Genomic DNA, 22,493 nt, shown 5'->3' with positions numbered 1-22,493 from the left:
GATGCGCTGCGGTGTGCGCCGGGCGCGGACGCGATGGGGTCGGATTCCTTTCCCGGGCGTCCGTTAGCGTAGTGCTTCCGCGGCGTCGTAAGGAGTAAGGGTACGTTGAGCAATCCCGCCGACCCCTCCGGCCTTCCCCGCCGTGCCCGTCTGCGGCCCGTCCGGCTGCTGACGCTCGTGGTCTTCGCACTCGCCGGGCTGCTGTTCTGGCTGAGTTTCGACACCGCGCGGGGCACCAACCTGCGCTCCGACGACTCCATGCTGCGCCTCTCCGACCTCATCCAGGAACGCAGCCACAAGAACGGCGTCCAGGACGACCGCAACGCCACCCTGCGCGAGGAGGTCGACGGCCTCGCCCGGCGCGACAACGGCAGCTCCAAGGCCGAGGACGCCAAGCTGCGGGCGCTGGAGAAGAGCGCCGGCACCAAGCCGGTGTCCGGCCAGGGCGTGACGGTCACGCTCATGGACGCCCCGCCGAACGCCACCGCCAAGATCCCCGGCGTCCCCGAGCCGCAGCCCAACGACCTGGTCATCCACCAGCAGGACCTCCAGGCCGTGGTCAACGCCCTGTGGCACGGCGGCGCCAAGGGCATCAAGGTCATGGACCAGCGGCTGATCTCCACCAGCGCGGTCCGCTGCGTCGGCAACACCCTGATCCTCCAGGGCCGGGTCTACTCCCCGCCGTACAAGATCACCGCGGTCGGCGACCGCGAGGCGCTCACCAACGCGCTGACCGCCTCCCCCGCCATCCAGAACTACCTGCAGTACGTCAACGCCTACGGCCTGGGCTGGAAAGTCGACCAGCGCGAGGCGGTGACTCTGCCCGGCTACTCCGGCACAGTGGATCTCCACTACGCACAGCCTGTGAAGCCGTAAGCCGTGCCCGCGGGCCGGCGGGAGGGGCGGGCCGGATGACGCTGCGGAGCCGGACGACGGCGCGATGGATCGTACGGACGCTCAGCGAGATCTGCCTCACCGCCGGCGCACTGATCGTCCTCTTCGTGGTCTACCTGCTCTTCTGGACCGGCGTACGGGCCGACAGCGCCATGGACGGCGAGATCGGCAAGCTCCACGACCGGTGGTCGTCCGGAGCGGCGGCCGCCCCCGACCGCACGCCGCCGCCCGGGGAGAGCCCCACCCCGGCCCCGCCACCCCGCCGCTACCGGCCGGGCGACTCCTTCGCCGTGATGTACATCCCGCGCTTCGGCGCCGACTGGGCCAAGCCCGTCCTGGAAGGCACCGCGACCGGCACCCTCCAGCGCGGCCTCGGCCACTACGCCCGCACCGCCCGCCTCGGCGACCTCGGCAACTTCGCCGTGGCCGGCCACCGCCGCACGTACGGCGACCCGTTCAAGGACTTCCCCGAGCTGCGGCCCGGGGACGCGGTGGTCCTGAGCGACGGCACGACCTGGTTCACCTACCGCATCGACAACCGCCCGTACACGACGCTGCCGAGCGACATCGGCGTGATCGACCCGGTGCCGCGGAAGTCCGGCTTCAACGGCCCGGGCCGCTACCTCACGCTGACCACCTGCGAACCGGAGTGGGGCCACAGCCACCGGCTGATTGCCTGGGCCCACCTGGATTCCACCCAACCCGTCGCCCAGGGAAGGCCGTCGGCTTTGACCGGCTGACCCACCCGCCCCCGCCCTCGCCCCTTACTCTGGTGTCGCAATCGACATCGTCATCGGCATCGGCAAGGGGACAGCGACAGCATGTACGGCTGGATCTGGCGGCATCTGCCGGGCAACACATGGGTGAAGGCGCTGATTTCCATGGTGCTCGTACTGGCGGTCGTCTTCGTGCTCTTCCAGTACGTCTTTCCGTGGGCGGAGCCGCTGCTGCCCTTCAATGACGTCACTGTCGACGAAGGGATGGCTGCCCTCTGATGACCGCACGGATTCTCGTCGTCGACAACTACGACAGCTTCGTCTTCAACCTCGTCCAGTACCTCTACCAGCTCGGCGCCGAGTGTGAGGTGCTGCGCAACGACGAGGTCGCGCCCCGGCACGCCCAGGACGGCTTCGACGGCGTACTGCTCTCGCCCGGCCCCGGTACCCCCGAGCAGGCCGGCGTCTGCGTCGACATGGTCCGGCACTGCGCGGACACCGGCGTCCCGGTCTTCGGCGTCTGCCTGGGCATGCAGTCGATGGCGGTGGCCTACGGCGGAGTGGTGGACCGGGCGCCCGAGCTGCTGCACGGCAAGACCTCCCTCGTCGAGCACGGCGGCAAGGGCGTCTTCGCCGGACTGCCCTCGCCGTTCACCGCGACCCGCTACCACTCGCTGGCCGCCGAACCCGCCACCGTCCCGGACGCGCTGGAGGTCACGGCCCGCACGCACGACGGCATCATCATGGGCCTGCGGCACCGCCAACTCCCGGTCGAGGGCGTGCAGTTCCACCCCGAGTCGGTGCTGACGGAGTGGGGACACCGGATGCTGGCCAACTGGCTCGTCGAATGCGGCGACGCAGGAGCAGTGGAGCGCTCGACGGGGCTCGCCCCGGTGGTCGGCAAGGCCGGCGCGTGACCGACCTACGCCCCGAGCGTGAAGGGAGATCCTACGAGCCGTACGGGCCGGAACAGCCGTACGCGCCGCAGGACCCGGCCGGGCAGCTGGACCCGCTCGGGCAGCCCGACGCGTTCGAGGCGGCGGTGGGTCGGCTCAGCGACCCGCTGAACGACCCCCTGCCGAGCCAGGAAGCGCCGCCGCCCGGCACCGGCCGCCGACGGCGCCACGCGGCCCCACCGGCCGACGAGGGGCCGTCCTCGCCATGGTTCCGCCCCCACCAGGAGCCGCAGCCCCCGTCCCCGCCCCGGCCCGACCCCGGGACGCCGCGGTCCTACGGCCCGGACCCCGCCGCCTACGGCCAGGCGTACGGCCCCCGCACCCGGTCCGGCGGCCCCGCCCCGGCCGCGCGCGAACCGATACCCGGGCCGCATGCCGCAGCCACGCCCCCGACGGCGCCCGCCCCCGTCCCGGCCGCGCCCGCCGCGCCGGCGCCCGCTGCGAGGCCGCGGCGGGACGACGACGAGACCATGGCACTGCGCCAGGCGGACAAGGCCGCAATGGCCGGCCGGGACGCCGTTTCACGTGAAACCGACGCCGTTTCACGTGAAACAGGGGACGGTGTTTCACGTGAAACCACGACCACGACCTCCCGCGCGCCGGAGACGCCCGCGCCCGGCGGCCGGGCGGCCCGCCGTAAGGCCGCTCAGGAGGCCGCGAAGAGAGGCGGACGGCGCGGCCGTCACAGCGGCGCTGCCCCCGCTGCCACGGCCTCCGAACCGACCCGCCCCCTCTCCCGCGTGGAAGCCCGCCAGGCCGCCCGTGCCGCGAAGGACAGCCCCAGCCTGATCGCCAGCCGCGCGCTGGGCGAGGTGTTCATCACCCTCGGTGTGCTGATGCTGCTGTTCGTCACCTACCAGCTGTGGTGGACGAATGTGCGGGCCGAGGAGGAAGCCGGCGGCGCCGCCACCAACCTCGAGCACGAGTGGAACAAGGGCGGTGCGGAGAAGAAGAACCTCGCCGTCGGCGAGCGCTTCGGGATCATGTACATCCCCAAGCTCGATGTGAAGGCGCCGATAGCGCAGGGCACCGACAAGCATGCCGTGCTGGACCACGGCATGGTCGGTCACTACGACAAGAGCAGTGGGATCAAAACGGCGATGCCCTGGGACAAGAAGGGCAACTTCGCGCTCGCGGCCCACCGCAACACCCATGGCGAGCCGTTCCGTTACATCAACCGGCTCGTCAAGGGCGACAAGATCATCGTCGAGACGAAGGCCGCGTACTACACGTACGAGATGGAGAGCGTGCTCCCGCAGACGTCGCCCAGCAACACCAGCGTGATCGGGCCGGTGCCGCCCGGTTCGGGCTTCACCAAGCCCGGCCGCTACATCACCCTGACGACCTGCACCCCGGAATTCACCAGTACCTTTCGGTTGATCGTCTGGGGCAAGATGGTCGACGAGCGGCCGCGGAGCAAGGGCAAACCGGAAGCGCTCGGCGGCTAGCGAAAACAAGAGGGGTGCTACGCGGTGACTGCAACCGGAACCGACGAAGAGAGCGACCGGTCCGCGCCGCCGCCCTCGCCACCGCGCCGGGTGCGCCGGACCATCGCGTCCGTCGTCAGCGTCATCGGTGAACTGCTGATCACCGCCGGGCTGATCCTGGGCCTGTTCGTCGCGTACTCGCTGTGGTGGACCAACGTCCTCGCCGACCGCGAGGCGCACAAGCAGAGCGACCAGGTGCGCCGGCACTGGGCCAGCAGCGGCCCCAAGGGGCCCGGGGCGCTGGACACCAAGGACGGCATCGGCTTCCTGCACGTCCCCGCGATGGACAACGGCGAGGTGCTGGTCAAGAAGGGCACCAGCACCGAGGTCCTCAACGAGGGCGTGGCCGGCTACTACACCAAGCCGGTCAAGTCGGCGCTGCCGCAGGACAAGAAGGGCAACTTCACCCTCGCCGCGCACCGCGACGGCCACGGCGCGAAGTTCCACAACATCGACAAGCTCAAGGACGGCGACCCGATCGTCTTCGAGACCAAGGACACCTGGTTCGTCTACAAGGTCTTCGCGGTCCTGCCCGAGACCTCGAAGTACAACGTCGACGTCCTCAACAAGGTCCCGAAGGAGTCCGGCAAGCACAAGGCCGGCCGCTACATCACCCTCACGACCTGCACCCCGGTCTACACCTCGACCTTCCGCTACATCGTCTGGGGCGAGCTGGAACGCACGGAAAAGGTCGACGCGGACCGCACACCGCCGGCCGAACTGCGCTAGCCGCACAGGGCCCGCAACGGCCCCGTACCGCCCGTCCGGCACATGACGAAGCCCCGGCGGCCCTCCAAGGGCTGCCGGGGCTTCCTCGTGATGCTGTGCCGACTGTCAGCCGAACGGTCCGCCGATTATCCCGCCGTTGTCGCCGCCCCCGCCCCCGCCGCCGATGGTGGTCAGCGTCACGGTGGTGGACTTCGGGTCGGACGGGGTGTTGCCCGCGGGGTCCTCATTGATCACCCGGGCGTTGTCGTCCTGCGCACCGGAGATCTGGATGTTGGTGAAGCCGGCCTGCTGCAGCGCCTTCTTCGCATCCTTGAGCTTCTGGCCCCGCACGTCCGGTACCGGCGTCTGCGCGGCCGCCTTGCCGACCGTCAGGTTGACCGTGGAGCCGCTCTTGGCCGGAGTGCCGCCCTGCGGGCTCTGGTCCAGCACCTTGCCGACCTGGCTCGGGTCGGGGGCGTCCTGCTCGGTCTTGGTGACCTGGAAGCCGAGGTCCTTCAGCTGCTTCTCGGCCGCCGCCGCGTCCTGGCCCTTGACGTCCGGCACGCTGACCTTCGGGCTCGCCTTGGCGACGGTGAGGGTGATCTCGGTGTCCTTGGTCGCCTTGCTCTGCCCGTCCGGGTCCTGGCGGATGACGGTGCCCGGCGAACGGTCGGACTCCTCATCGACCCGCTTGACGTTCTCGAAGCCCTTGTTGTGGAGCTCCCGCTCGGCTTCCTCGAACTGCAGGCTCTTGACGTCCGGGACCGGCACCTTGGCCGCCCCCGCGCAGATCGTCACCGTGATCGTGTCGTTCTTCGCGATCTGGGTGTTCGGCTTCGGGGACTGGGAGGTGACCTGGCCCCTCTTGACGTTGGTGCAGGGCTTGCGGCCGGCCGATTCGACCGTGAAGGAGCTGTTCACCCCGGACTGCTTGGCCTCCTGCAGCGTCCGGCCGACGAGGTTCGGGGCGGCGAACTTGGCGTTCTGCTTGCCGCCGGTGAACATCGCCTTACCGATGAAGATCGCGCCGACCAGGACCAGCACCGCCGCGAGGACCAGCAGGATCGTCGAGACGTTGCTCTTCTTCTGGCCGCCGCCGCGGCGGCGGTCGGCCCGCTCGTCGTAGCCGTAGCCGCCGTCGTCCGGGTTCATCGGCGGGAGCATCGTGGTCTGGCCCGCCGGGTCCTGCGCCCGCAGCATCGTCGTGGGCTGGTCCTGGTCGTAGCCGGCCGCGCCCATCGCCGAGGTCGCCGCGACCGGCTGGCCCTCCAGCGCCGCCTCGATGTCGGCGCGCATCTCGTCCGCCGACTGGTAGCGGTAGTCCGGGTCCTTGACCAGCGCCTTCAGGACGATCGCGTCCATCTCCGGCGTGATCTCGGGGTCGAAGTTGCTCGGCTTCTGCGGCTCCTCGCGGACGTGCTGGTAGGCCACCGCGACCGGCGAGTCACCGACGAAGGGCGGCCGCACGGTCAGCAGCTCGTACAGCAGACAGCCGGTGGAGTACAGGTCGGAGCGGGCGTCGACCTGCTCGCCCTTGGCCTGCTCCGGCGAGAGGTACTGCGCGGTGCCGATGACCGCCGCGGTCTGCGTCATCGTCATGCCGGCGTCGCCCATCGCGCGGGCGATGCCGAAGTCCATGACCTTGACCTGGCCGGTGCGCGTCAGCATGACGTTGGCCGGCTTGATGTCGCGGTGGACGATCCCGGCCCGGTGGGAGTACTCCAGCGCCTGGAGGACGCCGGTGGTCATCTCCAGCGAGCGCTCGGGCAGCAGCTTTCTTCCGGAGTGCAGCAGCTCACGCAGCGTCGATCCGTCGACGTACTCCATGACGATGTACGGGATCGAGACACCGTCGACGTAGTCCTCGCCGGTGTCGTAGACCGCGACGATCGACGGATGGTTCAGCGAGGCGGCCGACTGGGCCTCACGGCGGAACCGGGCCTGGAAGGACGGGTCACGGGCGAGGTCCACCCGCAGCGTCTTCACAGCCACGGTGCGGCCCAGGCGGGTGTCATGCGCGAGGTACACCTCGGCCATGCCACCTCGGCCGAGCACCGAGCCCAGCTCGTACCGGCCGCCGAGGCGACGCGGCTCTTCCATAAGCTTCTCCAGCCCTCTCCGTCAGTCCCGACCGCACCCGTGTGTGTGGTCCGGCGGTGTGCTGTCCGGGCTACCGTACCCGGCACGCCCTACCGGACCGGGCCGGAGCCGCAACCTGATATGCGACCGGTATTGGCATGGCCCGGGTCACTTCTCGCCTTCGAGTACCGCCTCCATGACGCGCTTGGCGATCGGAGCGGCGAGCTTTCCACCCGCGATGTCGTTGCGCAGGGTGTCGGATCCCTCAATGACCACGGCGACCGCGACGGGGGTGCCCTTGTCGGTCTTCGCGTAGGAGATGAACCAGGCGTACGGGTTGTCCTTGTTGTTCTCGCCGTGCTGTGCGGTACCGGTCTTACCGCCGACGATGACGCCCGGGATCTGCGCGTTGGTTCCCGTGCCCTCCTTGACCACGGTCTCCATGATGCTCTGGACCTTCTGAGCGTTCTCCGGACTCAGCGGCCGGCTCATCTCCTGCGGCGTGTGCTGCTGGACCACGTTGAGGTTCGGCGCGACCAGCTGGTCGACCATGTACGGCTTCATCAGCTTGCCGCCGTTGGCGACCGCCGAGGCGACCATGGCCATCTGCAGCGGGGTGGCGCGGTTGGAGGCCTGGCCGATGCCCGCCATCGCGTTCTGCGGCCGGTTGTCCGTCGGGTAGATGCTCTCCGCCGCCCGGACCGGGGTGTCGATCTTCGCGTTGTCGAAGCCGAACTTCTCCGCCTCGGCCTTCATCTTCTTGTTGCCGAGGTCCGCGCTGATCTTGCCGAAGACGGTGTTGCAGGAGTACCGCAGCGCCTGCCGCAGGCTGGCGTTCTCACACGGGATGCTGCCCTCGTTCTTCAGCTCGACGCCCGAGGTGTCGGGCAGCGTGTACGGAAGCGGCGAGCGGGTGTCGGCATCGACGTCGTTGTACAGCCCGTTCTCCAGCGCCGCCGAGGCCGTGACGACCTTGAAGGTGGAGCCCGGGGGGTAGGTCTGGCGCAGCGCCCGGTTGAGCATCGGCTCGTCGGGGTTGTTCTTCTTCTGCAGCCCGTTGTACGCCTTGGCGTCCTTGTCGCTCATGCCGGCGAAGGTGGACGGGTCGTACGACGGGGTGCTGGCCAGCGCCAGGATCGCGCCGGTCTCCGGGTTGATCGCGGCGACCGCGCCCTTGCTGTTCCCGAGCCCGTCGAAGGCGGCCTTCTGGGCCTTGGCGTCCAGCGTGGTCACCACGTTGCCGCCCTTCTGCTTGCTGCCGGTGAACATGTCCACCGTGCGGCTGAAGAAGAGCCGGTCGTCGGTGCCGGTGAGGATGCCGTCGTTCAGCTTCTCCAGCTGGTTGGCGTCGAACGCCTGCGAGGCATAGCCGGTGACCGGCGCCCACATCTTGCCGTTCTTGTACGTGCGCTTGTACTTGAAGTCACCGCTGTCGGTGGTCGTCGAGCCGGTGACCGCCTTGCCGTCCACGATGATGTTGCCGCGCGGCGTGCTGTAGCGCTCGATCGCGACCCGGCGGTTGTGCGGGTCGTTCTTCAGTTCGTCTCCCTGGACGAACTGCACCCAGTTGACGCGGACCAGCAGGGCGAGGACGAGCAGGCCGCAGAAGATCGCGACCCGACGCAGGGGCTTGTTCACGGGCGGACCACCTGGGTCATCTCGGCGTCGGTGGACGGTGCGGGGGTCGGCGCCGGGCGCCGCGCGGTGTCGCTGATGCGCAGCAGGATGGCCACCAGCGCCCAGTTGGCGATGACGGAGGAACCGCCCTGGGCCAGGAACGGCATCGTCATACCGGTCAGCGGGATGAGGCCGGTCACACCGCCGGCGACGACGAAGACCTGCAGCGCGAAGGCGCCGGACAGGCCGATCGACAGCAGCTTGCCGAAGGGGTCACGGGCGGCCAGCGCCGTACGGATGCCGCGCTCGATCAGCAGGCCGTACAGCAGCAGGATGGCCATCAGGCCGGCCAGGCCGATCTCCTCGCCGACCGTGGCGAGGATGTAGTCGCTCTTGGGGGCGATACCGCCGATGAGCCGGGAGTAGCCCTGGCCCAGGCCGGAGCCGAGGATGCCGCCGGAGCCGAAGGAGTACATCGCCTGCGCGGTCTCGGTGACACCGCCGTTGAGCAGCTCCAGCGGGTTCAGCCAGTTGTGGACACGCACCTGGACGTGCGACTCGAACGTGGCCACGGCGACCGCGCCGCCCGCGCTGAGCAGCAGACCGAAGACGATCCAGCTGGTCCGCTCGGTGGCGACGTACAGCATGATCACGAAGAGGCCGAAGAACAGCAGCGAGGTACCCAGGTCCGTCTCGAAGACCAGGATCATCAGGCTGAGCGCCCAGATCACCAGGATCGGGCCGAGGTCGCGGCCGCGCGGGAGGTACAGGCCCATGAAGCGGCGGCTGGCCAGCGCCAGCGCGTCCCGCTTCACCATGAGGTAGCCCGCGAAGAAGATCGCGATGATGATCTTGGCGAACTCACCCGGCTGCAGCGAACCGACACCGGGGATGGTGATCCAGATGCGCGCGCCGAAACGGGCCGGGAAGAAGATCGGCGCGATCAGCAGCACCAGCGCGACCACCATCGAGATGTAGGTGTAGCGCTGCAGGACGCGGTGGTCCTTGAGGAAGATCAGCACGCCGAGGAAGAGCGCGACACCCAGCGTCGACCACATCAGCTGCCCCGGCGCCATCGCACCGCCCAGCTGCGGGGTGCTGATCTGCGGCTCCTGGTCCAGGCGCCAGATGAAGACCAGGCCCAGACCGTTCAGCAGGGTGGCGATCGGCAGCATCAGCGGGTCCGCGTACGGCGCCCACTTGCGGACGACGAGGTGGGCGACGCCGGCCAGCAGGCCGAGGCCCAGCGTGTAGCCGAGCACGCCGGCGGGCACGGCCTCTTCCTTGGCCAGCCCGACGTTGATGTACGCGAACACCGGGATCAGCACGGCGAAGACGAGCATCGCCAGCTCGGTGTTGCGGCGGCTCGGGGCTCCGATCGTGCCGATGGTGGTGGTGTTGGTGGTACTGCTCATGAGATCTACGGCCCCCTACGCCCTCACTGCTGGGTGCTGCAATTCTTTTCCAGCTTCTGCTGCTCCTCGGAGGGGGCCTGGCTGGGAGTGGGTGTGGGAGTCGCGGACGCGGGCGCCGACAGCGCCCCCGCCGTACCGGTGCCGGACTTGTCCGTGCTGCCGGGCCTGGTGGTCGGCGTACCGGGCTTGGTCGGCGTGCCGGGCTTCGTGCCGGGCTTGGCGGGCGTGCCCGCCTGGCCCTTGCCCTTGTTGCGCGCCGCTTCGCGCTCGGCGGCCTCCCGCTGCTCCTTGCTGCGGCAGGCGTTGGCCTGCTTGCTCAGCTCGGTGACCTTGTCGCCGCCCTGCAGGCGGCTGTCGACCGCGATCGTCTGCTTGACCTGGTTGCGCTGGTACAGCGGCAGGTACTTGAGTTCGATCTCGGGGTGGTCCTCGTCCACGGCGTTGAGCTTGAACCAGGCGAGGTCCTGGCTGATGCCGCGGTACAGCGCGACGTGGTCGTCCTTGGCACCGACGAAGTACTGGGTCTGCGTCCAGCGGTAGCCCGCGTAGAGCCCGCCGCCGACGACGGCCAGCGCCAGCACGCCGAACAGCGACCGCTTGAGCCACCGCCCGCGCTTGGGCTTGACGAAGTCCTCGTCCATGAACGCGCCGAAGGAGCCCTGCGGCGGACCGCCGACCTCCGGGTCACCGCTCCCGGGCGGCCCGAAGGCACCACCGGGCGCGGACGGCTGCCCGCCCGGACGGCCGAGCTCGGCGGCCCGGGCGGCCGGCGTCTGGAGCGTGCTGGGGTCGTTGAGCTGGTTCTGGTTCTCCGCGACGGCACCGACGATCACCGGGGTGTCGTTGAGCTGCCCGGCCATCGTGTCGTTGCCGTCCACGTCCAGGACGTCGGCGACGATGCAGGTGATGTTGTCCGGGCCGCCGCCGCGCAGCGCGAGCTGGATCAGCTCCTGCACCGTCTCGTGCGGCCCGTGGTAGCCGGCCAGCGTCTCTTCCAGCGTCTGGTGGCTGACGACGCCGGACAGCCCGTCCGAGCAGATCAGATAGCGGTCGCCGGCCCGCACCTCGCGGATCGACAGATCGGGCTCGACGTGATCACCGCTGCCCAGCGCCCGCATCAGCAGCGACCGCTGCGGATGGGTGGTGGCCTCCTCCTCGGTGATCCGGCCCTCGTCGACCAGCCGCTGCACCCAGGTGTGGTCCTGCGTGATCTGGGTCAGCACACCGTCCCGCAGCAGGTACGCGCGGGAGTCGCCGACGTGCACCAGGCCGAGCCGCTGGCCGGTCCACAGCAGCGCGGTCAGCGTCGTCCCCATGCCTTCGAGCTGGGGGTCCTCCTCGACCATCACCCGCAGCTGCTCGTTGGCGCGCTGCACGGCGGTGCCGAGCGAGGTCAGGATGTCCGACCCCGGGACGTCGTCGTCGAGCTGGACGAGCGTGGAGATCACCTCGGAGGAGGCGACCTCACCGGCGGCCTGGCCGCCCATACCGTCCGCGATGGCGAGCAGCCGCGGCCCGGCGTAGCCGGAGTCCTCGTTGCCCTCGCGGATCATGCCCTTGTGCGATCCGGCGGCGAAGCGCAGTGACAGACTCATGCGCACCTCACCCGTCGGCTCGGGGTACAGCCGGTCTCGCCTGGCCACACTGCCCACCCTCCGGTCGGGAGCACGCCCGGGTCCGCCGAGTGGACCGCCGCGGCTCGCTCGCTCCGCTCGCTCATTGTCGTACTACTTCCGCAGCTCGATGACGGTCTTGCCGATGCGGATCGGGGCTCCCAGCGGAATCGGTGTCGGGGTCGTCAGTCGGGTCCGGTCCAGGTACGTGCCGTTGGTGGAACCGAGGTCCTCGACGATCCACTGGCCGTCACGGTCCGGGTAGATCCTGGCATGCCTGCTGGACGCGTAGTCGTCGTCCAGCACGATCGTGGAGTCGTGCGCACGGCCCAGGGAGATCGTCTGGCCTTGGAGGGCGACGGTGGTGCCGGTCAGCGACCCCTCGGAGACCACGAGCTTCGTGGGCGCTCCGCGGCGCTGGCGGTTGCCGCCGCGGCCGCCTTCCTGGCGGCGCTGCTGTTGTTGCTGCGGCGGCGCGGCCTGGCGCTGGGTACGGGCCTCCTGCCCGCCCCGCCGGGCGGCCCCGCGCTGAGTCACGCGGGTGCCGAACAGATCGCTGCGGATGACCTGGACGGCCACGATGACGAACAGCCACAGTACGGCGAGGAAACCCAACCGCATGACCGTGAGGGTCAGCTCTGACATTGCCCCCGCTTCACCCTTCGGCTTGCCGGTAAACGATGGTGGTACTGCCCACGACGATCCGCGAGCCGTCGCGGAGACTAGCGCGGGTGGTGTGCTGCCCGTCTACCACGATGCCGTTGGTAGAACCCAGATCCTGGATCGTGGGGGGCGTTCCGACCCGGATCTCACAGTGACGCCGGGAGACACCCGGGTCGTCGATCCGTACGTCAGCGTCGGTGCTGCGGCCCAGCACGAGCGTGGGGCGCGAGATCTGGTGGCGGGTGCCGTTGATCTCGATCCAGCGCCGGGTCTGCGCGTAGGGCTGCGGCCCTGCACCGGGCGGTGCCGCACGGGGTACGGGCTGTGCGCCGCCGGGAGGCGGGGACGAAGGCATGGGGGGCGGGCTCACGTGGCCGGCGCCGGGACGCGGGCCCTGCGGGACCGCCGAGGCGCGCTGCGCGGCCGCCTGGCCGGGCTGCTCCTGGGACGTGCTGGAGGCGAGGGTGCGGCTGCGCACGCGGTACAGGCCGGTGTCGAGATCGTCGGCCTTCTCCAGGTGGACCTTGATCGACCCCATGAAGGTGTAGCGCTGCTGCTTCGCGTAGTCGCGGACCATGCTCGACAGCTCGTCGCCGAGCTGCCCGCTGTACGGGCTCAGCCGCTCGTAGTCGGGGGCGCTCAGTTCGACGATGAAGTCATTGGGGACGACCGTGCGGTCGCGGTTCCAGATGGTGGCGTTGTTGTCGCACTCGCGCTGCAGCGCGCCGGCGATCTCGACGGGCTGCACCTCGGACTTGAACACCTTGGCGAAGGTGCCGTTGACGAGACCTTCGAGACGCTGCTCGAAACGCTTCAGTACTCCCACGGGGCACCTCCTTCCTCAGTCTCCGTCGGTGTCGTCCTGATCGGGTGGTCCTGATACTGCTTACTGATCGTATCCACGCCTTGGGAAATCGGCTGGTTCCCCTTTCCCGCCTTGAGGACGAGTGTCGCCTCTCACAGGGTTGCCCGGTGCCTGTCCGCTCCTTGCCCGCTGCTCGTGCACTGCGATCGTAGATGTGCCCCGATGACAGTGTCCCGCAACCGCCGAGCACTCCGGGCGGCCGGGGCCGCAGTCGGACCGGGCCCCGGACACCCTGCCCGGCAGGTGGCTCCGCACGCCACCTCACGACTCCGTGCGTCACCTCACGGCCCTGCCTGTCCCCGTATGTGGTGCTGCATGTCACCTCGTAGGTGGTGCTGCACGTCACCTCCCGGTGGTGCAGGTCACCTCACAGTTGTGTCCGCCGGCTCCCGGCGCCGCACGCCCTTGTACGGCGCTGCACGGGCCGGGGACCCCGCCCGGGTCCCAGGAGACGCGGGCGGGGAGGGGCCCGGGGGAAAGGCGTGTGAACCCACCCCGGCCAGCGTGCTAATGTTCTGGATGTCGGCAGGCGCTCGCACAAGACCCGGACAGAACAACCCGGATCGCGTGAGAGAATCAACCGGCAGCACCCATGCGCGGGTGGCGGAATAGGCAGACGCGCTGGATTCAGGTTCCAGTGCCCGAAAGGGCGTGGGGGTTCAACTCCCCCCTCGCGCACAGATGAGACCCCCGGTCTCCGGAGAAATCCGGCGACCGGGGGTCTTTCGTTGTTCCTGCACAGGTTGCCTTCCTCACATTGTTGCCTCGGTCACCTTCACGGCCGGGGTGGGGTCTGGGCGAGGGGTCGGGCACGGCTTGTGTGGCCTCCGTCACGGTCGCAGGGGTACGGCTTCACGGATGTCGTCAGGCCGTAGCGAGTCCGTCACGGCCGTGCGGAAGGCGTGGATCCGGGCGGTCTCGCGTGCGGTGTGGTGGACGAGGCCCAGGACGGAGTCGGGGAGTCCGGTCACCGGGACGAAGGTGAGGTCGCGCCTGCCGTGGTAGTCCGCGGTGGGCCGGCACAGCAGCATCGCCCCGCGTCCGGCCGCGGTGAGGGTGAGGCCCTCCTGGAGGGTGCTGATCCGCGGCCCGGCCGGTATGGGACGGCCCTGCGGTGTGGCGGCCGGGGCATGGGCCGCGCGCCAGTAGGGCGGCGCCGGGCCGTCCGGGGAGATCAGCGGGACGCCGGCAAGCTCCTCGGCGCCGATCGCGGTCCGGGACGCCAGGGGATGCCGTACGGACACCGCGAGGGTCTGCTGCTGGGCGGAGAAGACCGGGCCGAGGGTGAGGTCCGGCTCGGCCATGGGCAGCAGCGTCACGGCGACGTCGACCGCACCGCTGCGCAGCGCACCGAACGGATCACACAGGGGGATCTCGACGATTTCGGTGGCGCAACCGGGGTGACGGCGCTGGAAGGTGTCGATGGCCCGCATGATCCGGTCGTCCGCGGTCCCCTGGAACCCGATCGTCAGCCGCCCTTCGACGCCCCGGGCGGCACTGCGGGCCTGCTCCACGCTGGCACGCAGGGCGTCGTACGCGGGGCGCAGCGACGTACGGAACTCCTCGCCGAGCGGGGTCAGCCGGACCCGGCGGCTGGTGCGGTCGACGAGGCGGGCGCCGATCCGCGACTCCAGGGAACGCAGCAGCTGGCTGACGCGGCTCTGCGAGACGTACAGCCGCGCGCCGGTACGCCCGAAGTGCAGTTCCTCGGACAGCACGAGGAAGCACTCCAGCTCGCGGAGTTCGAGGCCGGGGGCAGCGGTCATGAGGTGTACCCACTCGTGGGATCGATGAGTTCTGCTCATAGAAGCGTGAGGAGTTGGCCGTTGTTCCCCGACGGGCGCGCGCATTGGCTGGGGGCATGACGAACAGTGAGGACGGGCCGGCGGTGAGCCCGGCGGTGGCGCACGTGGGGGAGGCTGCGGGGAAGCCCGTGGAGGTGACGGGCCGCGAGCGGCAACGACGGTCCCGGTGTGGGGAGTTGGGCGGCGGGAGGGCGGCCGGGCGGGGCGGCGGCTGGCCGGCCGTGGCGGCGCTGGCGGCGGCGACCTTCACGGTCGTCACGTCCGAGATGCTGCCCGTCGGGCTGCTGACCCCGATCGGCCGGGAGCTGCGGGTCTCGGACGGTACGGCGGGGCTGACGCTGACCGTGACCGGTCTGGTGGCCGCGGTGGCCGCGCCGCTGCTGACGCTGCTGCTGGGGCGGCGGGACCGGCGGGCGGTCTTGGCCGCTCTGATGGCCACGCTGACGGCGGCGAACCTGCTCGCCGCGTACGCCCCGAACGTCGCGGTGCTGCTGGTGGCCCGGGTGCTGGTGGGGCTGGGGATGGGAGGGGTGTGGGCGATCGCGGCGGGGCTCGCGGTGCGGCTGGTGCCCGCGCACCGCGTCGCGGCGGCCACGTCCCTGGTCTTCAGCGGGGTCGCGGCGGCCTCGGTGCTGGGGGTCCCGGCCGGTACGTCCCTGGGCGAACTGGGCGGCTGGCGCACCGCGTTCGTGGGGATGGCCGCGGTGTGCGCGCTGGTGGCGCTCGCGCTGGCCGTCCTGCTGCCGCCGCTTCCGGAGTCCGCCGCGGTCCGCCTCGGCGGGGTGCTCGGGCTGCTGCGCGGCGCGCCCGTACGGACCGGGCTGGTGCTGGTGGCGCTCCTGGTGACGGGCCATTTCGCGGCGTACACATATGTGCGGCCGGTGCTGGAGCACGTGGCCGGTGTGCAGCCGGGCCACATCAGCACGCTGCTGCTGGCCTTCGGCCTCGCCGGTCTGGCCGGGAACTTCGGGGCGGGGGCCGGGGCGGCGCGGTCCCCGCGCGCGACGCTGCTGGTGATCTGCGGGGTGCTCGCCGGAACGGTCCTGCTGGTGCCGCTGCTGGGGCGGGGCACCGGGCCGGCCGGGCCGGCGGTCCTGATGGCCGTATGGGGTCTGGCCTACGGGGGCGTCTCGGTCAGCACCCAGACCTGGCTGACGGCGGCCGCACCCGGTGCGCGGGAGGCCGCCTCCGCGCTGTTCGTGGCGGTGTTCAACGGGGCCATCGCCCTGGGCGCCCTCCTGGGCGGCCGGGCCGCGGACGGCTGGGGGCCGGCCGGTGTGATGTGGCTGGGCGGCGCACTGGCGACGGGCGCCTTGGTGACGTTGTCCCGTTCCTCGTGAGGCGTGCTTCGTGGGGCGCGTTTTGTGAGGCGTGCTTCGTGAGGCGTGTTTCGTGAGATGTGTTTCGTGAGGCGCGCTTTGTGGGGCGTGCTTCGTGAGGCGTGCTTTGTGGGGAGCGTTTCGTGAAGCGCGTCGGCGGGCCCCCGCCGCGGGTTCCGGGCGCTGTGGCGTGCTCGGAGCCCGCGGCTGGGCGGTCCCGTTTCCGGGGTTCCGGGGGCTCGGGCCCGAGTTCGGGGCCCGGCTCCCGTTCTCAGGCGGCGAGGCGCGCGACGAGGGCCTTGGCCTTGGCGGCGGCCTCCTCGTGGGCCTTGTCGCGGGAGGTCTCGTACAGCGGCACCAGGTCGGCCATCGCCGGGTTGACGGGGGCCATGGTCAGCTCGGGGACGATGAACTCGACGTCCAGCCCCATGCCGCCGCCCAGCACGGCCTCCATGTAGTTCTGCACGTACTCCATGCCCTCACGGGGCGTGCCCGGCGCGTACGAGCCGCCACGGCTGGCGACGACCGTGACGGGCGTCCCCTTGGCGGACGGCGCCTCACCCGCGGTGCGGCCCATGATGATCACCTGGTCGAGCCACGCCTTGAGCGTGGAGGGGATCGTGAAGTTGTACATCGGCGCGGCGATGACGACCGCGTCGGCCTGCTCCAGTTCCTCGGCGAGCTTGACCCGCACGGCGAACGCGGCCTGCTGCTCGGGGGTGTGGGTGGCCGGGTCGGAGAACGCGGCGGAGGCGGCGACGCCGTCGAGGTGCGGCAGCGGGTCGGCGGCCAGGTCGCGATAGATCACGGTGCCCTCGGGGTGCTGCTCCTCCCAGGTCTTGCGGAAGGCCGCGGTGACCGAGCGGGAGGCGGAGGCGCCCTCGGGGGAGAGGGACGAGTCGATGAGCAGAAGCGTGGCCATGGGAATCGTTCCTTCGGTTGGTGCCCCCGGCCGGTCGGGGCCGGGTGGGGCAGCGGGTGTTCAGCAGGTTGGGCGGGTTCAGCAGGTGGAGCTGGGGCTTGTTGGGGGGCCTCACCAGGGGTTCGGCACCCGGTTCGGCACCGGTTCAGGACCCCAGGGGCCCCGCAGGGGCTGCTGCGCAGTCCCTGGCTGAGCACGGGATGACCAACGTTTGGCTAGCTGGTTGAATTCCGTACGTCACTATTCATAGCACAGGAGCTTACTTTTCTGCAGTAGCCAACAAGAGGGCGGTACGCTGGGTGTATGGCGGACCACAGCGAGGCGACGTGTAAGCAGGTCGACGACGGCATGGCGCGCGTCTTCGAGCTGTTCGGGAAGCGCTGGACGGGGCTGATCGTCGCCACCCTGATGTCCGGCCCGGTGCACTTCGCCGACCTGCGACGGGCGATCCCCGGCATCAGCGAGCGGATGCTCTCCGACCGGCTGATGGAGCTCGCGGGGGTCGGCCTGCTCGTGCGCGAAGTGGACGCGGGCCCTCCGCTGCGTGTCTCGTACCGGCTCACGGAGGCCGGTCTCGCGATGGACCCCGCCCTCAAGGAACTGGGGCGCTGGGCGGAGACCTATCTGGCGGACGGCGGGCAATGTCCGCAGCGGTTCCGGAAGTAGGTGGCGGACTGGGCCAGTGGTCTGGGTCTGTGGCCTGAGCCTGTGGCCAGGGGCTTCGGGTAGGGGCCTTCGGGTGGGGGGCTTCGGGTACGGGCTTCGGGCAGACGCTTCGGTCTGGGCTTCCAGTCCTGTGTGTCTGGCCTGAGGCTTCCTCCCGACTGTTTGCCCCAGTTACCACCCCGGTTAGCCCAGTCGCTCCTGGGCCGCGTTGTAGCGCCGTAGGTATGTGGCGAAGCGGTCGAGGTCGGTCTCGTCCCAGTCGGCCAGGCGCTCGTGGAAGGCCTGGCGGCGGCTGGCGGTGACATTGGCGAGCACCTGGGCGCCCTTCTCGGTGGGGTGCAGCACCTGGACGCGGTGGTCGTCCGGGTCGACCCGGCGCTCGACGAAACCGAGCTTCTCCAGCGCGGCGATCTGCCGGCTGACCGTGGACTTGTCCAGGAAGTAGTGCGCCGCGAGGTCCGTCGCGCGGCATCCGCGCTGGTCATCGAGGTGTGCAAGCAGGGTGTAGGAGACCAGCGACAGCTCGGGATGCATCCGGGCGGCGGTCGCGCGGGCCCGTCGGGCGAATGCGGTCATCTCCTGCTGGATGGTCTCGACGGAGTCGTCGCGGTGGGGCACGGGTTGCCTTTCGTAGATGTAGTTGTAGAGTACAACGTAAGCGTGAGTTGTATTTGCCAACCATCGCGCCGGTCACTCCATGTGCCAACCGTTGCGATCAGTCCACCCCCAAGCCAGCGACAGAACCCCTCAGCTGAGAAGGCTCGCCCCATGAGTACGGTCCGACGTCCCGACCACCACCGAAGTGCGCCCCACGGCGGCCACCGCGCCGCACCCGCCGGCCGCCCCGCCACCCACGCGGCCGGGCTCCGTCATGTCCTGGCGCACCTGGTCACACCCCTGCTGATGTGCATCGGCATGGGGTTCGCCTACCTGGGCGCGTTCGCGCATCCGGCACCCCACCACCTGCCGGTCGCGGTCGTCGGATCGAGCCGTGGCGCACAGCTGCTCGCCCAGTCGATCAACGACAAGTCGGGCGGTGACCTGGAGGCGCGTACGGTCCCCGATCGGCCGACGGCGGTCGAGCAGCTGAAGCACCAGGACATCTTCGGTGCGTATGTGATGCACGCGAAGGCGCACGCGCAGGCCCAGCCGCAGGAGGGCACACAGGGACGGACCCAGGAGCGCACGCAGGGACGGGCGCCGGAGGGCACACAGGGACGGGTGCCGGAGGGCACGCAGGGGCGGGCGCAGGGACCGGCGGTGCCCGAACTGCTCGTCGCCACCGCCGGATCCGACACCAGCGCCTCCGTCGTGCAGAAGATCTTCACGCCGCTCGCGGCCCAGCAAGGCGCCCCGCTGAAGGTCACGGACGTCGCACCGCCCGCCGAGGACGATCCGACCGGGCAGGGCATCTTCTTCCTGCTGGTCGCGATCAGCATCGGCTCGTACGCCTCGGTCGCGGTGATCGGCGGCGCCGGCGCCGTGCTGCCGCTCCGGCTGCGGGCCGCGCTGGCGATCGGCACGTCCGCCGTGGTCAGCCTCATCGGCACGGCGTTCGCGGGCCCGGTGTTCCACCTCGTCGACCACGGCCTGTGGGGCCTGTGGGGCATGGCGTGGCTGTACTCCGCCGGCGTTCTGCTGATCGGTACCGGCCTGCACACCTTCCTCAAGCGGTGGACGACGCTCGGCGTGATGGCCCTCTTCGTGATGCTCAACTTCACTTCGTCCGGCGGGATTTTCCGGCCCGAGATGCAGAACGGCTTCTTCGCCGCGCTGCACTCCTTCTGGAACGGTGCCGGCTTCGTGGAGGGCCTCCGCAGTCACGTCTACTTCGACGGTTACGGCCTGTCCGGGCACGTCTGGACGCTGGTGGGCTGGCTGCTCGCCGGGGTGTTGATGGTCGGTCTGGCGGGGCTGGCCGAGCGGCGCCGGCGGGCCGCGGAGGCGGAAGCGGCGGCCAATGCGGCGGCAGTGGCGGCGGCCGCGGTGGCGGCAACGGTGCCGGAGCCCGGGCCGCAGCGGTCGGTGCGTGCGGCGGCGCCCGGCACCGGCTCGTCGGACAGGGTCACGGAGGAAGAGAGGACGGAGGAAGAACTGGAGGAGGCGGTGGGCGTGTAGTGGTCGGTGGCTTGGCAGTTGGCAGTTGGCAGTTGACGGCTGCGGCTACGGCTACGGCTGCGAGCCTGTGGGTGTGGGTGTGGGTGTGGGTGTGGGTGCGGGTGCGGGTGCGGGGCTGGGTCTGGGTTGCGGGTTGACGCCAACGCCTGACCGCATGACGGGCCCCTCTTCCTCCCCGTTCCCGGGCCTCCTCCCCCTCCTCAACGACCGGCGCATGGGCATACGCAGAGTTATCCACAGGCCCTGCGCGCGATGACGCGACGTCGGTACCGTCATGGCACGTCGGCAGGCCGGAAGCAGTTCCGTCCGGCGGCCGGTAAGCAGTGCCCAGTGACAGAGAATTCGCCGACCGACCTCACCGACCTGGTGGGCGTCGCCGAAGTCGCCGCAGCCGTGAAGGTCCTGAAGGGGGAGGTGGCCCGCCATGACGCGTGTGCCGTACGTACCGGGGTTTGCCAAGGCCGATGCAGAAGGCCCGTCGCCCAAGGCGGCCGGCCGGGCATTGCGGGAGCGGCTGCCCCGTGCCGCGCAATCCGCACTGTCGAGCGCGGCCGAACGCCCGGACGCGGTGGCGGCGGTGGAGGAATCCAACGCCGGACGGCTTCCCGACCTGACGCCGATACGGGTCGGCCGGATGGCCGCGAGCCCGTTCGCCTTCCTCCGCGGCTCCGCGGGCCTGATGGCGTACGACCTGACGGCCGATCCGGTGACCGGTATCGGCGCCCAGATCTGCGGCGACGCCCACGCCGCCAACTTCGGGCTCTACGGCGACGCCCGCGGCGGGCTTGTCATCGACCTCAACGACTTCGACGAGACCCTGTACGGGCCGTGGGAGTGGGACGTGAAGCGGCTCGCCACGTCGATGGTCCTGGCGGGCCGGGAAGCGGGTGCGGCTGAGGACGAGTGCCGCAAGGCCGCCCAGGACGCGGCGGGTGCGTACCGGCGCACGATGCGGCTGCTGGCGAAGCTGCCGGTGACGGAGGCGTGGAACGCGATCGCCGATGAGGAGCTGGTCTCACACACCGACGCCCGGGACCTGCTGGGGACGCTGGAGCGGGTGTCGGCCAAGGCGCGGAAGAACACCAGCGCGCGGTTCGCGGCGAAGGCGACCGAGCGGACGGCGGACGGAGGCCGCCGGTTCGTGGACGCGCCACCGGTGCTGCGCCGGGTGCCGGACGCCGAAGCAGCAGCCGTGGCCGCTTCTCTCACCAGCTACCTGGACACCCTCCCCGAGGACCGCCTGCCCCTGCTGGCCCGGTACGCGGTGCACGACGTGGCCTTCCGCGTGGTCGGCACGGGCAGTGTGGGCCTGCGGTCGTACGTGGTGCTGCTGCTGGATCACCGCGGCGAGCCACTGGTCCTGCAGGTGAAGGAGGCCCGCAGCTCCGCACTGGCACCGTATGTGGAGAAGGCCGGCTTCCCGTCCCCGGCGGTGACGCATGAAGGCCGTCGGGTGGTGCTCGGCCAGCGGAGGATGCAGGTCGTCAGCGACATCCTGCTCGGCTGGACGACCGTGCAGGACATACCCCTGACCGAGGGTGGAGGCATCCGCTCCACTGTCCCCGCCCGGGGGACGGGCGATCCGGCTGCCGGACTCCCCTTCCAGGTCCGCCAGTTCAGGAACCGCAAGGGCAGCGTGGACCCGGCCCAACTGACCGGCGACCAACTGGACGACTACGCCCGGATGACCGGCGCGCTCCTGGCCCGAGCCCACGCCCACAGCGCCGACCCACGCCTGGTGGCCGGCTACTGCGGCAAGAGCGAGGAACTGGACGAGGCCATAGCGAAGTTCGCCGTCGCCTACGCAGACCGCACGGAAGCGGACCACACGGCACTGACAACAGCAGTGAAGAACGGCCGTGTGGCGGCAGAAATGGGGGTATGAGCCGCCACATCTCTTCGGGCTCGCCTCTGCCGTCGACGATGGCTTCTTTCGACGATCGCCTCTCCCGATCGACGATCGCCTCAGCCGACCGACGAGTGCCTCAGCGGACTGACGAGCGTCGACCGTTGATGGTGGCGCTGGCTGGGGGCGGCGGCCGGGGGAGGCTGGGGCGGCGGCTGGGCCTTGAGGACTGGGCCCGGAGGGATGGTCGTGGACCGTGGAGCTGTCTCTCGGGCCGTACGCGGGCCGGTGCGGGTGCCGACAACGCTGACACCACGGATCCGGGCGGGCGGCGGCCACAGGTTGCGCGGCGCGCTGCGACTCAACGCGACGATCCGTGGTGGCCCGACGGCCGCTCGGCACTCGAGGGGCGCCCGTCAGCGATGGCCTCTTGATCACGGCTGCTCGGGCCGTGGCGGCGTTGGGTGCTGGCTGATTGGTGGCCGCAAGGGCGGTGGCTGATGGCGGCTGCCGCTCAGGGAGTGGGGCCGGAGGCCGTTACGCGGCGAGGCCGTGCCTGAAGGAACTCGTGAGCTTGCGGTTGGTGACGAGGTGAAGGGGTGACACCGGCGGTTTGGGGAGGTGGCTGAGGGCGAGGGCTGCCGATTGGGGGTGTCGAGCTGTCTCGGCGGGCGGCGTGCGGTGGGCGTAAGCGGTTAGCTGCGGTCGGCGGTCGGCGGTCGGCGGTCGGCGGTCGGCGGTCGGCGGTCGGTGGGCGTAAGCGGTTAACGGTGGTCGGTGGAGGACGGTCCGTGGTCGGTTAGC

Annotated in this window: 19 protein-coding genes and 1 tRNA gene; 11 read left to right on the top strand and 9 right to left on the bottom strand. The window is 70.5% G+C overall.

Annotated features, from left to right (window positions below):
* Positions 1-105: 105 nt before the first annotated feature.
* From V2J85_RS15485 to V2J85_RS15460, 6 genes are all read left to right on the top strand, one after another.
* Entirely contained in the window at positions 106-876 is a 771-nt protein-coding gene (locus V2J85_RS15485; RefSeq protein WP_261956714.1) for a DUF881 domain-containing protein, read from the top strand.
* A 35-nt stretch (positions 877-911) separates the two neighbouring features.
* Complete coding sequence (locus tag V2J85_RS15480; protein ID WP_261956715.1) at positions 912-1,634, top strand: class E sortase; 723 nt, start codon at positions 912-914, stop codon at positions 1,632-1,634.
* A gap of 81 nt (positions 1,635-1,715) precedes the next feature.
* Entirely contained in the window at positions 1,716-1,889 is a 174-nt protein-coding gene (locus V2J85_RS15475) for a hypothetical protein (protein WP_261956716.1), read from the top strand.
* A complete protein-coding gene (locus tag V2J85_RS15470; protein ID WP_030412299.1) occupies positions 1,889-2,527 on the top strand; it encodes an aminodeoxychorismate/anthranilate synthase component II in 639 nt (212 codons plus the stop codon). Before V2J85_RS15475 ends, V2J85_RS15470 begins: the two co-directional genes overlap by 1 nt.
* Complete coding sequence (locus V2J85_RS15465) at positions 2,524-4,014, top strand: class E sortase (RefSeq protein WP_419836786.1); 1,491 nt, start codon at positions 2,524-2,526, stop codon at positions 4,012-4,014. Before V2J85_RS15470 ends, V2J85_RS15465 begins: the two co-directional genes overlap by 4 nt.
* A 24-nt stretch (positions 4,015-4,038) precedes the next feature.
* Entirely contained in the window at positions 4,039-4,782 is a 744-nt protein-coding gene (locus tag V2J85_RS15460; RefSeq protein WP_330821911.1) for a class E sortase, read from the top strand.
* A gap of 105 nt (positions 4,783-4,887) precedes the next feature.
* Here the strand turns inward: V2J85_RS15460 and pknB are convergent, their stop codons facing one another.
* From pknB to V2J85_RS15430, 6 genes are all read right to left on the bottom strand, one after another.
* On the bottom strand, positions 4,888-6,861 hold the full coding sequence (gene pknB, locus V2J85_RS15455; RefSeq protein ID WP_261956718.1) for a Stk1 family PASTA domain-containing Ser/Thr kinase: 1,974 nt from the start codon (positions 6,859-6,861) through the stop codon (positions 4,888-4,890).
* Positions 6,862-7,008: 147 nt separating this feature from the next.
* Positions 7,009-8,478, bottom strand: a complete 1,470-nt coding sequence (locus V2J85_RS15450; RefSeq protein WP_261956719.1) for a peptidoglycan D,D-transpeptidase FtsI family protein — start codon at positions 8,476-8,478, stop codon at positions 7,009-7,011.
* Entirely contained in the window at positions 8,475-9,872 is a 1,398-nt protein-coding gene (locus tag V2J85_RS15445) for an FtsW/RodA/SpoVE family cell cycle protein (RefSeq protein ID WP_030412304.1), read from the bottom strand. The genes V2J85_RS15450 and V2J85_RS15445 overlap by 4 nt, the downstream gene beginning before the upstream one ends.
* Positions 9,873-9,895: 23 nt before the next feature.
* Positions 9,896-11,467 carry a PP2C family protein-serine/threonine phosphatase gene (locus V2J85_RS15440; RefSeq protein ID WP_330821910.1) on the bottom strand — a complete coding sequence of 524 codons (1,572 nt, stop codon included), beginning with the start codon at positions 11,465-11,467 and terminating at the stop codon, positions 9,896-9,898.
* 132 nt (positions 11,468-11,599) lie between these two features.
* A complete protein-coding gene (locus V2J85_RS15435; protein WP_030412306.1) occupies positions 11,600-12,130 on the bottom strand; it encodes an FHA domain-containing protein FhaB/FipA in 531 nt (176 codons plus the stop codon).
* 10 nt (positions 12,131-12,140) lie between these two features.
* Positions 12,141-12,974, bottom strand: a complete 834-nt coding sequence (locus V2J85_RS15430; protein ID WP_261956721.1) for an FhaA domain-containing protein — start codon at positions 12,972-12,974, stop codon at positions 12,141-12,143.
* Between the two features lie 633 nt (positions 12,975-13,607).
* On the opposite strand from V2J85_RS15430, the gene V2J85_RS15425 reads away from it, so the two are divergent.
* Positions 13,608-13,691 (top strand) — tRNA-Leu (locus V2J85_RS15425).
* A gap of 152 nt (positions 13,692-13,843) precedes the next feature.
* Here the strand turns inward: V2J85_RS15425 and V2J85_RS15420 are convergent.
* Positions 13,844-14,779, bottom strand: a complete 936-nt coding sequence (locus V2J85_RS15420) for a LysR family transcriptional regulator (RefSeq protein WP_330821909.1) — start codon at positions 14,777-14,779, stop codon at positions 13,844-13,846.
* A 260-nt stretch (positions 14,780-15,039) separates the two neighbouring features.
* On the opposite strand from V2J85_RS15420, the gene V2J85_RS15415 reads away from it, so the two are divergent.
* Positions 15,040-16,158, top strand: a complete 1,119-nt coding sequence (locus V2J85_RS15415) for an MFS transporter (protein ID WP_261957534.1) — start codon at positions 15,040-15,042, stop codon at positions 16,156-16,158.
* Positions 16,159-16,408: 250 nt separating this feature from the next.
* On the opposite strand, the gene V2J85_RS15410 is transcribed toward V2J85_RS15415, so the two are convergent.
* Positions 16,409-17,059 (bottom strand): FMN-dependent NADH-azoreductase, encoded by a 651-nt coding sequence (locus V2J85_RS15410; protein ID WP_261956723.1) that lies wholly within the window; start codon positions 17,057-17,059, stop codon positions 16,409-16,411.
* 303 nt (positions 17,060-17,362) lie between these two features.
* Here V2J85_RS15410 and V2J85_RS15405 point away from each other — a divergent pair, with 303 nt between their 5' ends.
* Positions 17,363-17,725 carry a winged helix-turn-helix transcriptional regulator gene (locus V2J85_RS15405; protein WP_330821908.1) on the top strand — a complete coding sequence of 121 codons (363 nt, stop codon included), beginning with the start codon at positions 17,363-17,365 and terminating at the stop codon, positions 17,723-17,725.
* 183 nt (positions 17,726-17,908) lie between these two features.
* Here the strand turns inward: V2J85_RS15405 and V2J85_RS15400 are convergent, their stop codons facing one another.
* Positions 17,909-18,343, bottom strand: a complete 435-nt coding sequence (locus V2J85_RS15400; protein WP_261956725.1) for a MarR family winged helix-turn-helix transcriptional regulator — start codon at positions 18,341-18,343, stop codon at positions 17,909-17,911.
* Between the two features lie 150 nt (positions 18,344-18,493).
* On the opposite strand from V2J85_RS15400, the gene V2J85_RS15395 reads away from it, so the two are divergent.
* Both V2J85_RS15395 and V2J85_RS15390 read left to right on the top strand, forming a co-directional pair.
* Positions 18,494-19,843 carry an ABC transporter permease gene (locus tag V2J85_RS15395; protein ID WP_261956726.1) on the top strand — a complete coding sequence of 450 codons (1,350 nt, stop codon included), beginning with the start codon at positions 18,494-18,496 and terminating at the stop codon, positions 19,841-19,843.
* Between the two features lie 424 nt (positions 19,844-20,267).
* Complete coding sequence (locus V2J85_RS15390; RefSeq protein ID WP_330821907.1) at positions 20,268-21,728, top strand: DUF2252 domain-containing protein; 1,461 nt, start codon at positions 20,268-20,270, stop codon at positions 21,726-21,728.
* Positions 21,729-22,493: the final 765 nt, after the last annotated feature.

The organism is Streptomyces bugieae, assembly GCF_036352915.1.
In the GTDB taxonomy this organism is placed as follows: Bacteria; Actinomycetota; Actinomycetes; order Streptomycetales; family Streptomycetaceae; genus Streptomyces; species Streptomyces endophytica.
Note: the sequence above shows the minus strand (reverse complement) of the source record. Positions and strands in the feature narration are given on the sequence as shown.